This window comes from Mycobacterium sp. (genome assembly GCF_035499775.1).
Classification (GTDB): domain Bacteria; phylum Actinomycetota; class Actinomycetes; order Mycobacteriales; family Mycobacteriaceae; genus Mycobacterium.
The window spans coordinates 1-12,998 of record NZ_DATJYB010000239.1 but is presented as its reverse complement, the minus strand read 5'-3'; the positions used below and the strand labels follow the sequence as shown (position 1 = coordinate 12,998).

The window sequence follows — 12,998 nt, the reverse complement described above, 5'->3', positions numbered from 1 at the left end:
CCAACCTTCGGCCTCCAGCTCGGGAGTGACCGTGCCGTCCAACACCACGAGACCGGCCCCGCCGGGCAGCGCCGCGGTGAACTCCGGGTCGGCGGCCACCAGCCGGGAGCTGTACTCGTCGGGCTGCAGCACGGCGGGCCCTGCGGTCAGGGTGCCGTCCGAGTTGACGACGCCCTCACCCGCCTTCACCGCCTTGATGGCGGCCTGCACGTCCTTGCCCAGCCGCGGCCCGGCCACCCGGGCGTTGACGGTCAGCTCGAACCGGCCGTAGGTGTCGATCGCGTCGGTCAATTCGACCTGCTTGACGTTGAGCTCGTCGCCGATCAGGTCGACGAACGGCCTCAACTTCTCCGGATTTTCCACTGCCACAGTGAGTTTCGGCAAAGGCAGGCGAACTCGTAGGTTCTTCTTGGCCTTGCGCAGCGACAAACCCGCCGAGCACACGTCGCGGACCTCATCCATGACCGCGACCAGGTCGGGGTCGGCGGGCAGCGCGCCGGACTCCGGCCAGTCGGTCAGGTGCACGGAGCGCTCACCGGTGATACCGCGCCAGATGACCTCGGTGGTCAGCGGCAGCAGCGGCGCGGTCAGCCGCGCGGTGACCTCGAGCACGGTGTGCAGGGTGTCGATGGCGTCGGCGTCTTCGGCAAAGAATCGCGGACGCGACCGTCGCACATACCAATTCGTCAACGCCTCGGTGAACTGGCGAACCTGTTCACAAGCCCCGGAGATGTCGCAGACCTCCATCGCCTGGGTCAGATCGTCGCGCAGCATCGCCAGCTTGGCCAGGATGTAGCGGTCCAGCACGTGCGACGAATCGGTGCGCCAGGCGCCGACTTTCGGTGCGTAGAGGACCAGCACGCGGTAGGCGTTCCAGAACGGCAGCAGCACCTGGCGCACACCGTCGCGGATGCCCTGCTCGGTGACGATCAGGTTGCCCCCGCGCAGGATCGGCGAGGCCATCAGAAACCAGCGCATCGCATCTGCACCATCACGGTCATAGACCTCGTAGACGTCCGGGTAGTTGCGCAGCGACTTGCTCATCTTCTGCCCGTCGGAGCCCAGCACAATACCGTGTGCCACAGCGGTTTTGAATGCCGGACGGTCGAACAGCGCGGTGGCCAGCACGTGCATCAGGTAGAACCAGCCACGGGTCTGCCCGATGTACTCGACGATGAAATCCCCTGGGTAATGACTGTCGAACCAGTCCTGGTTCTCGAACGGGTAGTGCACCTGCGCATAAGGCATGGAACCCGAGTCGAACCACACGTCGAGCACGTCGGGGATGCGCCGCATGGTGCTGTTGCCGGTGGGGTCGTCGGGGTTGGGGCGGGTGAGTTCGTCGATGTAGGGCCGGTGCAGATTGTTCAGTCGCACCCCGAAGTCACGCTCCAGCTCGTCCAAGCTGCCGTATACGTCGATCCTCGGGTACGCGGGATCATCCGACTTCCACACCGGGATTGGCGTGCCCCAGTAGCGATTTCGCGAGATCGACCAGTCGCGGGCGCCCTGCAGCCACTTGCCGAACTGGCCGTCGCGGACATGCTCGGGATACCAGGTGATCTGCTGGTTCAGCTCCACCATGCGGTCGCGAAACTCGGTGACCCTGACGAACCACGACGACACCGCGCGGTAGATCAGCGGGTTACGGCAGCGCCAGCAGTGCGGGTAAGGGTGCTCGTAGGTTTCGTGACGGAGCAGCACCGAGCCGTTCGCCGCCGCTGGGCCGGTCCCGTTCTTCAGGTCGCGGATGATCGGCGCGTTGGCGTCGAAGACGTGCTGCCCCTGGTAATCCGGCACCGTGGCGTCGAAGCGGCCCTTGGCGTTGACCGGGGTGACCGGCGCGATCCCAGCCGCGTCGGCCACGACCATGTCGTCCTCGCCGTAGGCCGGCGCCATGTGCACGACGCCGGTGCCGTCCTCGGTGGTCACGAAGTCGCCGGGCAGCACCTGAAAAGCGTTGGGCGAGTCTTGGGGACTGTAGAAATACGGGAACGGTGGCAGGTAGCGGGTGCCCAGCAGGTCGGCGCCGCGGTGGCTGCCCAGCACCTCGGGCTCCACACCCAGCTCGCGGGCGTAGGCGGCCAGCCGCGCCTCGGCCAGCACGAAGCGACGACCCTCGGCCTGCACCTGCACATAGGTCACCTCAGGATTGACGGCAACCGCGAGGTTCGACGGCAAGGTCCACGGCGTCGTCGTCCACACCAACAGGTAGGCACCATCGAGCGGGCCGCCGACCACCTTGAATCCGACTGTGAGCGCGGGGTCTTGGCGGCTTTGGTAGATGTCGTCGTCCATCCGCAGTTCGTGGTTGGACAGCGGGGTCTCGTCACGCCAGCAATACGGCAGCACTCTGTAGCCCTCGTATGCCAGGCCTTTGTCCCACAGCTGCTTGAACGCCCAGATCACCGACTCCATGTAGCCGAGATCGAGAGTCTTGTAGTCGTGATCGAAGTCGACCCAGCGCGCCTGGCGGGTCACGTACTGCTGCCATTCGTCGGTATAGCGCAATACCGACGCGCGGCAGGCGTCGTTGAACTCGGCGATTCCCATCGCATCGATCTGGGACTTGTCGGTGATACCCAGCTGGCGCTCGACCTCGAGTTCGGCGGGCAATCCGTGCGTGTCCCAGCCGAACCTGCGTTCCACCTGGTAACCCCGCATGGTGCGGTACCGCGGCACGATGTCCTTGACGTAGCCGGTGAGCAGGTGCCCGTAGTGCGGCAGACCGTTGGCGAACGGAGGCCCGTCGTAGAAGACGTACTCCTGGGCGTCCCCGCGGGCGGCGATGGAGGCGCGGAAGGTGTCGTCGTGGAACCAGTAGTCGAGAACCTGGGCTTCCACCGCGGGAAGATCCGGAGAGCCGCCGCGTTGGTCGGCGCCCAGGTCGGTCAGTGGGTAGGCGCTGTCGGTCATCCGTCTCCTGTGCCATCGGTTCAGGCACGGGGACGACGACGCGCTTGGGGGCGCGAGCGCCGCGGTACCACCCCGCTTGCCGCGCTGACGCACGGCCACTCGTTCAGGCTGTGACGGGCCTACCCGTTCGGCTCTACTGGGCGTTAGCTGTTCTTCCGAAGGCTCCCCGGTGATGGCCGGATCGACGCCGTTGCACAGATTCTAGCGTCGCCGATCGCGGCCCAAAACTCCACGGCCTCCAAGGGGTTGCTTGACCACAGGCGAGACCCCTGCGGTCAAGCAGCCCCTTGGAGTCGTCGTTCGAGGACAATCCATGGCACTAGGCCTGGACTTCGAGCACGCCAATACGCCACAGCGCCGCGTACACGTGCCGCAGCGGAATGCTCAGCAAGCGGGCAGCCCCGTCGACCAGCGGGTCACCGAAGGGGTTCTCGGGCCGACGCGCCACCTTCTTGGGTGCGGGCGCCTGAATCGGCGACCCCTCGCGCACGATGTGCAGCTTCGGCGCGGCGGGGGTGGTTACTAGTTCGTCGTGCAGTGCAGCGGTCATGATCGCCTCCAAACGGGAAGATGAGGACGGAAAACAAACGAGGACAAATGGACTGACGTGTTCGCGTCCCGTTGCGGTTCCGATCCAAGGAGGCGGATCTTAGGTGTGACGGCTCAGCTGAGACTGTCGCGCCGGAGACCGGATCGGGACGAAACACAGCCCGGATATCGACCCGGACTATCACTGGAACTCATGCGTCCCTCACCTCCTCGCGGTCACGACGCGCGCGGCTAATCCGCACGATCTGCTTGCACAAAGGAGGACAGAAATACCGGCGACTGCCGGATATCCGCACCCCTCTCGTCAGAGCTTTGGCACCACACGACGTGTCCGGTAAACCCGGAAGCCACCTGGGCTCAACCCTTAAGCCGGGAGGAGCTGTCCTGACCCGGGGCGTCTTTCGACGTTCGGGGTCAGTGGCCTATGTTCGCGTAGCCGCCTCACCTAACGAGGTGCTTACCGTGAGAATGATGCACGACGGGCATGACCCGGTCAATCTGATCCCGACCTCGTTTCCGAATCTTTACGGGTTTTTACGTCGGTCCACAGGTTCCCCTCAGGTGGCGGGGTCGTGAGCTGGCCTTACCGCTCGACCAGGCCCTCCAGCCGGCTGATGGTTTCGATGAACTCCTCGACCATGTCGAGCACCACCGCACGCGTGGGCCGGACCCGATCGAGTGATCCGACCACCTGTCCGACGAAGTAGGTGGCCAGCTCACGGGCCTTGGCGCCGGGGTGGCTGGCGGCCTGATTGATGCGCACTTGCGGCTCGTTGACCAGCGCGGTCTGCAGCGGCATGCCGAGCGGGGCCGGGCTGTCGGGCCGCTCCCACTCGTCGGTCCAGGCGGTGCGCAGCATCCGGGCCGGCTTACCGGTCATCGACCGCGACCGCACGGTATCGGAGGAGCTGGCAGCCAGGAACTTGTCCTTGACCACCGGGGGCGTCTCGGCTTCCTCGGTGGTCAGCCACACCGATCCGCACCACACCCCCTCGGCGCCCAGGGCCAGGGCCGCCGCGATCTGGCTGCCACGGGCGATCCCGCCGGCCGCCACCACCGGGGTCGGCGAAACCGCATCCACCACTTCGGGGACCAACACCATGGTCGCCACCTCGCCGGTGTGGCCGCCGGCCTCGGTGCCCTGCGCGACGATCAGGTCGACGCCCGCCGCCGCGTGCCGTCGCGCGTGTTGCGTGGTGCCGGCCAGCGCGGCGACCAGCACGTTCTGGTCGTGGGCACGCGTAACCAGGTCCGCCGGCGGCGGCCCCAGCGCACTGGCGATCAAGCGGATGTCGTGCCCGAAGGCGACGTCGAGCAGCGGCTCATACCCCTTGGGCGAGATGTTGAGGCCGCGCCCGGACGGTTCGCGCGGCCCATCCGTCGGCAAGGCGATGCCGTAGCGAACCAGCATGTCGTCGAGAAACGCGCGGTGCTCCTCGGGCAGCAGCTCCCGGACCTGCCCCGCGTCGATCCCCCCTTGCTCGGCGCCGACGTACTTGGGCGGTAACAGCAAATCAACCCCGTAGGGTTTGCCTGAGGTCTGCTCCTCGATCCAGGTCAGCTCGTTCTCCAGCCGCTCGGGACTGTGCGCGACAGCGCCGAGGATCCCGAAGCCGCCGGCGTTGGACACGGCGGCCACCACATCGCGGCAGTGGCTGAAAGCGCATATCGGAAACTCAACGCCGAGCATTTCGGCGACCCTGGTTCGCATTTCGACGACGCTACGCCGCGCGTGGGGTGGCTACACGTTCGGTGCCTGGGGAGACTTCCCGTCCGGCGGCCAACCGGCCACGCCCTCCTCCAGCGGTACCTGGAGGCTCTGCAGTATCGAGGCGACCATCCGCCACGCGCCGATCGCGGTCACCAGTTCGATCAGAACCGTTGCGTCACCCTGCAATTCGCGCTCACATGCAGCCCAGCTCGCGGCGCTGACCACACCGTCGCGCACTACGTCGTCGGTGGCCGCCAGCACCGCCCGCTCGGCGGGCCCGAACCCGTTGTAGCCCTGCCAATCTCGCACCCCCAGCAGATCCTCGGCCGGCACACCGAGCCGCGAAGCGACCCGCCAGTGCTGGGTCCACTCGTAGTCGCACCCGGTGAGCCAGCCGATCCGCATGATGGCCAGTTCGCGCAGCCTGGGCGCCAAACTGCCGTGCCACAGCAGGGTGGCGAGCATGTCGTTGAACGTCCCGGCCAGTTTCGGGTGGTTGAGCAGCATCTGGAAGATGCTGAGCTCGGCCATGTAGTCGGGCACGCCCGCCTCGTCGGCGGCGGCCTTGGCCTGGTCGATCGGTAGCAGGGGCACCCGGGCTGTTGTCATGGTGATGAGTATTCCCTGTACTGGCGTTGTCCTGGCGGGACACCGCGCCGTTCTGGGGCCGACCGTGCCAGCAAATCCGTTGTGTCGTCGCGCCACACGCGGCGTGGCTGGCTCTCGAACGGGCAGCGAGCCGATACCCTCCTGTTCACCTAAGGAATTAGAGATCGGCTTGAATGATGCGCTCAGCGTGGTTGGGTGCGGCGCCGCGGAATCCCAGGGCAAAGCACCGGTGCAAGGTGGTGGGTGACGGTGGCTAAGCCACCTGTCACGCCGGTCGCCGTCATCGGCATGTCCTGCCGGCTGCCCGGCGGCATCGACTCCCCCGACAAGTTGTGGGACGCCTTGCTGCGAGGCGACGACCTGATCACCGAGATCCCGGCCGACCGTTGGAATGCCGACGAGTACTACGACCCCGAGCCGGGCGTGCCCGGTCGATCGGTGTCGCGCTGGGGCGGGTTTCTCGACGACATCGCCGGCTTCGATCCGGAGTTCTTCGGCATCAGTGAGCGGGAAGCAATCGCGATGGACCCGCAGCACCGCTTGCTCCTTCAGACTTCCTGGGAGGCCGTGGAACACGCGGGGATCAACCCGACATCCCTGAACGGCTCGCTGACCGGAGTATTCGTGGGCCTGGCCCACAGTGATTACTCGTTTGTCACCGGGCAAGCCGATGCCCTGGAAGACCCGTACGGGTTCACCGGACTGCCCTTCAGCATGGGCTCGGGACGAGTCTCGTATGCGATGGGACTGCGCGGTCCCGCGATGACCGTCGACACCGCGTGCTCGTCGAGTCTGCTTGCGGTGCATATGGCTTGCCGCAGTCTGAACGACGGCGAGAGCGACCTGGCGCTGGCCGGCGGTTGCATGGTCATGATGGAGCCGCAGCTGTACGCGTCGGCTTCCGCGCTGGGAATGCTGTCGCCGACGGGGCGTTGTCGCGCATTCGACGCTGCCGCCGATGGTTTCGTTCGTTCCGAGGGCTGCGCCGTGGTGCTGCTCAAGCGGCTGCCGGATGCACTGCGCGACGGCGACCCGATCCGAGCCGTGCTGCGCGGCACGGCAACCAATCAGGACGGACGCACCGAGAACATTTCGACCCCGTCCGCCGATGCGCAGGTGCTGGCCTATCGCGCGGCGCTGACCGCGGCCGGCGTCGACGCCGGCACCGTAGGCATGGTCGAGGCGCACGGCACCGGGACCCCGGTTGGTGACCCAATCGAATTCGCAAGCTTGGCGACGGTTTACGGCATCGACCGGCCCTGCGCGCTGGCCTCGGCCAAGAGCAATCTGGGGCACCCGGAGGCCGCCGCCGGCACAGTGGGATTGGTCAAGGCGGTCCTCTCGCTGCAGCACGGTGTCGTGCCGCCCATGGTTCACTTCACCCGACTGCCCGACGAGCTCGCGCACATCGACACCAGACTCTTTGTGCCACAGGAGATCACCTTGTGGCCGGGGAACCAGGACGCGGCACCGCGGCGGGCCGCGGTGTCGTCATACGGGATGTCGGGCAGCAATGTACACGCCATCCTCGAGCAGGCGCCCGCGACCAACGGCGCCAAACCCGCCGGCCCATCCGCCGAGCGGTTGTTCACGCTGTCGGCCACCTCCGCCGCGGCGTTGCGCCAGACTTCACGCCGGATGGCGGACTGGTTGGGCCAACGCGCGGTCAACAGATCGGTGGCGCTGCCCGACCTGGCTTACACGCTGACGCGCCGGCGCGGGCACCGACCGGTGCGTACCTCCGTGGTCGCGACCACGCGCGCCGAGCTGGTCGAGAGGTTGCGGGAGGTTGCCGACGGCGAGACGCCGTATCAGGCCGCCGTGGGCCAGGACGACCGCGGGCCGGTGTGGGTGTTCTCCGGACAGGGTTCGCAGTGGAGCCGGATGGGCGCGGACCTGCTCGCCACCGAACCGGTATTCGCCGCGACGGTGGCCGCCGCCGAGCCGTTGATCGCGCAGGAATCCGGCTTCTCGGTCACCGAAGCGATGACGGCAGACCCCATGGTGACCGAGATCGACCGGGTACAACCGACCTTGTTCACCATGCAGGTCGCGCTGGCGGCAGCGATGAGGTCGCACGGCGTCCGCCCGGGCGCGGTCATCGGTCATTCCCTCGGCGAGGTGGCGGCGGCCGTTGTCGCGGGAGCGTTGTCGCTGGAAGACGGCGTGCGCGTGATCTGCCGCCGGTCGCGCTTGTGTACCCGCATCTCCGGTATCGGCGCGATGGCGTCGGTGGAACTGCCCGCTGCGCGGGTGCGCGAGGAACTGGCGAGTCGCGGCATCAAGGACGTGGTGGTGGCCGTGGTGGCCTCTCCGCAATCCACCGTGATCGGGGGCGGCACCCGGACGGTTCGCGACCTTGTCGCGGCATGGGAAGCGCGTGACGTGATGGCCCGCGAGGTGGCCGTCGACGTGGCGTCGCACACCCCGCAGGTGGAACCCATCCTGGCAGAGCTGACCCAGGTCCTGGCCGACATAGCCCCCCTGGCCCCGATGAAGCCGGAGCTTCCCTACTACTCCGCGACCCTGTTCGACCCGCGCGAACGCCCGGCGTGCGATGCCCGCTACTGGTCGGACAACCTTCGTCACATGGTGCGGTTCGGCACCGCCGTGCGCGCGGCCCTGCAGGACGGGCACCGGGTTTTCGGCGAGCTGTCCCCACATCCGCTGCTGACCCGCGCCGTCCGGCAGACCGCCGCCGACCTTGACATCCCGGTCGCCGCGGTGGCCGCCATGCGACGCGAGCAACCGCTGCCGCACGGAGTCCGCGACCTGGTCGCCGAGCTGCACAGCGCGGGCGCCGCGGTGGATTTCTCGGTGCTGCATCCGGACGGACAGCTGGTGGATGCGCCCCTGCCGGCGTGGGCGAATCGGCGCCTGTTGCTCGCACCCGACCCGGGAAATCCCGCGGCTCGCCACACTCACCTGGCCAATGCCGTTGCCGCACACCCGCTGTTGGGCCCGCACGTACGCCTGATGGAAGAACCCGAGCGGCACGCCTGGCAAGGCGACGTCGGGACGGCGGCGCTGCCGTGGCTACGCGACCACCAGATCCACAACGTGGCCGCACTTCCGGGGGCCGCCTACTGCGAGATGGCGCTGGCCGCGGCCGCCCGAGTTTTCGGCGAGCGATCCGAAGTGCGCGACATCAGCTTCGAGGAGATGCTGCTGCTTGACGACGAGACCGCCGTCGGAAGCGTCGCATCCGTGGAGGCGTCCGGTGTCGCTGCCTTCGCCGTACACACCGACCTGCACGGCGAAAAGGTGCGGCGGGCCACCGCGATGCTGCATGCCGTGGATGCCCCAGCGGGTGAAGATGTCTCGAATCATCCTCGCGCCCAAGATATCGACCGACTCTTGTCGGCCTATCCGCGCCGCCTCGGCGGCGACGAGTTGCGGGACTGGTTCGACGAGCGTGGTGTTCAGTTCGGTCCCGCTTTCACCGGCCTGAGCGCGGCACATGTTCCGGAAGGGACGGTGAGCGCCGTGCTGGCTGAGGTTGGCCTGCCCGGCGCGATCCGCACGCAGCAGGCCAGTTACGGCGTGCATCCCGCGCTGCTGGACGCCTGTTTCCAGTCGGTTGCCGCGCACCCTGCCGTGCATGGGGTGGGTAATGGCGGTCTGCTGCTGCCGCTGGGGGTGCGCCGACTGCGCGTCTGCGCCTCGACCCGCAACGCCCGCTACTGCCTGACCCGGGTGACCGCGTGCGGCACCAACGTCGAGGCCGACATCGACCTGATGGACGAACACGGGGCCGTGGTATTGGTCGTGCGCGGGCTGCTGATGGGCACCGGCGTCTCCGAGACGGCCGATCGAGATCGTCTGCTCAGCGAGCGACTGCTTACCGTCGAGTGGCAACAGGGCGCGCTGCCCGATCCGGGTGATCCCGGAACATGGCTGCTGATCAGCATCTCCGACAAGGCCGATGCGGCAACCGGATTGGCCGACGCGCTGACGGCGCACGGCGCGCGATGCCTGACCATGTGCTGGCCGCCACACGCTACCCACGGCACGTATGCGAAGCGACTGTGCGCTCAGCTCGACTCCGCGGGATCGACCGGAGTGGTGGTGCTGGCCCCGCCGCGCGGCGACGCCGCGGTGCAAGACGCCGCGACCGGCAGCGATTGCGTCCGGCAACTCGTCCGGGTCGCCCGCGAGCTGCCCGCGAGCTCCGGCGACGCGCGGCTATACCTGGTGACCACAGCGGCACAAGCGGTGCTGAGCAGCGACTGCGTCAACCTCGAGCAGGCCGGGCTGCGCGGTCTGCTGCGGGTGATCGGCGCAGAGCACCCGCACCTGCGCGCCACCCACATCGACGTCGACGAACACACCGACGCCAACCGGCTGGCCGACCAATTGCTTTCCGGCGCAGAAGAAGACGAGACGGCGTGGCGCAACGACGAGTGGTACATCGCGCGTCTGTGCCCGGCCCCGCTGCGCGCCGAGGAGCGGCACACCACCGTCGTGGACCACGAGCACGATGGTGTGCGCCTGCGGATCCGCACGCCCGGCGACCTGCAGACCATGGAACTTGCGGCAGTCGACCGGGTGCCGCCGGGTCCCGGACAAATCGAGGTTGCGGTCCACGCGTCGAGCATCAACTTCGCCGACGTCCTCGTCGCGTTCGGCCGATACCCCGCCTTCGACGGGCTGATGCCCGAACTGGGCACCGATTTCGCCGGCGTGGTGACCGCCGTCGGGCCCGGGGTCACCGATCATCGGGTCGGCGATCGGGTGGGTGGCATCTCCCCCACCGGCTGCTGGAGCTCATTCGTCACCTGCGACGCCCGCTTGGCCACCACGATTCCGGCCGGCCTGACCGAGGCGCAGGCCGCCGCGGTGACCACCGCCCACGCGACCGCCTGGTACGGCCTCAACGATCTGGCCCGCGTCAAGGCCGGCGACAAAGTCCTGATCCACTCCGCAACCGGCGGCGTCGGACAAGCCGCAATCGCGATAGCACGTGCCGCGGGCGCCGAGATCTTCGCCACCGCGGGCAGCCCGGAGCGTCGACAGTTGTTGTGCGACATGGGTATTAAGCATGTCTACGACTCACGCAGCAGCGAGTTCGCCGAGCAGGTCCGCCGCGACACGGACGGCTCGGGCGTCGATGTCGTGCTCAACTCCCTGACCGGGGCGGCGCAACGCGCCGGCATCAAGCTGCTGTCCTTCGGTGGTCGATTCGTCGAGATAGGTAAGCGCGACATCTACGGCGACACCCGCCTGGGACTTTTCCCGTTCCGCCGCAACCTGACGTTCTACGCCGTGGATCTGGGCCTGATGTCGGTCAGCCACCCCGCCCAGATCCGGGACTTGCTGACCAGCGTCTACCGACTGACCGCGGACGGCACGCTGCCGATGCCGGAAATGACCCGTCACCCACTTGCCGAGGCGGCCACCGCGATCCGCGTGATGAGCAATGCCGAACACACCGGGAAGCTGGTCCTCGACGTCCCGCGCCGGGGCCGCCGCACCGTGGTGCTGCCGCCCGAGCAGGCGCCGGTGTTCCGCCGCGACGGCTCCTACATCATCACCGGCGGCCTGGGAGGCCTCGGGCTGTTCCTGGCCGAGAACATGGCCGCCGCCGGCAGCGGCCGCATCGTGCTGTCGTCCCGATCGGCACCCAACCAAAAGGTGCTGGAGACAATCGAACTCGTGCGAGCTACCGGATCCGACGTCGCTGTGGTGTGCGGCGACATCGCGCGGCCGGAAACCGCGCACCGCTTGGTGGCAGCGGCGACGGCGACCGGGCTGCCGTTGCGAGGCGTGTTGCACGCGGCCGCGGTCGTGGAGGACGCCACGCTGACCAACATCACCGGCGAGCTGATCGAGCGCGATTGGGCGCCAAAGGTGCACGGCGCCTGGCACTTACACCAAGCCCTGCGGCAGGTTGAAGCCGATCAGCCGCTGGACTGGTTCTGCTCGTTCTCCTCGGCCGCCGCGCTCTTGGGCTCCGCGGGTCAAGGCGCCTACGCCGCGGCAAACAGCTGGCTGGACGCGTTCACCCACTGGCGGCGGGCCCAGGGCCTGCCGGCGACCGCGATCGCCTGGGGGGCCTGGGCCGAGATCGGGCGCGGCGCCGGCCTCGCCGAAAGCGGCGACACCACGATGATCACTCCCGACGAGGGCGGCTACGCGTTCGAGGCACTGCTGCGCCACAACCGCGCCTACAGCGGCTATGCCCCGATCGTCGGATCCCCCTGGTTGACGTCGCTGGCCGGGCGCAGCCGGTTCGCTGAACGATTCCGGTCCAAAAGCGATCGATCCGACGGCGGCAAGTTCCGTGCCGAGCTCGCCGAGCTTCCTGCGGATGAATGGCCCAGCCGGCTTCGGCGCCTGATCTCCGAGCAGGTCGGCCTGATTTTGCGGCGAAATGTCGACCCGGATCGCCCGCTTTCCGAATATGGCCTGGATTCACTGGGGAATCTCGAGCTGCGCACCCGGATCGAAACCGAAACCGGGATACGTTCCAGTTCCACCGACATCACCACGGTGCGGGATTTCGCGGATCATTTGTGTCGAAAGCTGGCACTAATAGAAAACGATCCGGTCACGACATGAGGACAAGTAGCTCACATCAAATACCCTAGGCCCCAGGCGCTGAACCAAAGGAGTCGCGTTGGTTGTCCTGGGCAATCTGGGTCTGGAGACCGTTGATAGCTGGGTTCCTGCCCCTGGTTCGGTGTGGCAATGGCATGCGTCACCGGCATCGCTGAAGAAAGCCCAGGCAGCGCCGGTAAGTTCGGTACCGCCCAGCTACATCCAGGCCCGGCATCTGCGTGCCCTTCGCGAGCAGACGGCCCGCGGCTTGGATATGTCACGTTTGCTGGTGACGGCATTGGACATGTCCGGTCAGTGCGATATCCGGACCATGACCTATGCCATCAACTCGCACCTGCGCCGGCACGACACCTATCGCAGCTGGTTCGAATTCAGTGATAACAAGTGCATTATCCGGCACACGCTCGACGATCCCGCCGACATCGAGTTCATTCCCGTCGAACAGGGCGAGATGACACCACGGCAATGGCAAGATTACATTTTGAGTACGCCAAGCCCGCTGGAGTGGGATTGCTTCAGGTTTGCCATTATTCAGCGCGACGACCACTTCACGCTGTGCGTCAGCATTGACCATCTCCATTTCGACGCAACGTTTCTCGGGATCATATTCTTGGAGCTTCGGGCGATGTACGACGCCCTGATGGACGGTGGC

General features: G+C 67.2%; 6 protein-coding genes and 1 riboswitch. Of the genes, 2 read left to right on the top strand and 4 right to left on the bottom strand.

Annotation, left to right across the window (positions count from 1 at the left end; genetic code table 11):
• The 4 genes from ileS to VML93_RS15925 form a co-directional block, all read right to left on the bottom strand.
• The coding region (gene ileS / locus VML93_RS15940) for an isoleucine--tRNA ligase (RefSeq protein ID WP_325612056.1) at positions 1–2,916 on the bottom strand (2,916 nt) is incomplete at its 3' end.
• 319 nt (positions 2,917–3,235) lie between these two features.
• Positions 3,236–3,466, bottom strand: coding sequence for an Rv1535 family protein (locus tag VML93_RS15935; RefSeq protein ID WP_325612054.1), 231 nt, complete (start codon positions 3,464–3,466; stop codon positions 3,236–3,238).
• Between the two features lie 288 nt (positions 3,467–3,754).
• A riboswitch (M-box (ykoK) riboswitch) is annotated at positions 3,755–3,925 on the bottom strand.
• Positions 3,926–4,048: 123 nt separating this feature from the next.
• Positions 4,049–5,176: a nitronate monooxygenase family protein gene (locus tag VML93_RS15930; protein ID WP_325612053.1), complete on the bottom strand. Its 1,128-nt coding sequence runs from the start codon at positions 5,174–5,176 to the stop codon at positions 4,049–4,051.
• 30 nt (positions 5,177–5,206) lie between these two features.
• Positions 5,207–5,785, bottom strand: a complete 579-nt coding sequence (locus VML93_RS15925) for a carboxymuconolactone decarboxylase family protein (RefSeq protein WP_325612051.1) — start codon at positions 5,783–5,785, stop codon at positions 5,207–5,209.
• A 288-nt stretch (positions 5,786–6,073) separates the two neighbouring features.
• Between VML93_RS15925 and pks2 the strand changes: the two genes are divergently transcribed.
• Positions 6,074–12,346, top strand: coding sequence for a sulfolipid-1 biosynthesis phthioceranic/hydroxyphthioceranic acid synthase (gene pks2, locus VML93_RS15920; RefSeq protein ID WP_414686368.1), 6,273 nt, complete (start codon positions 6,074–6,076; stop codon positions 12,344–12,346).
• Positions 12,347–12,404: 58 nt separating this feature from the next.
• A partial coding sequence (locus tag VML93_RS15915) for a condensation domain-containing protein (RefSeq protein ID WP_325612048.1) occupies positions 12,405–12,998 on the top strand: 594 nt, incomplete at its 3' end.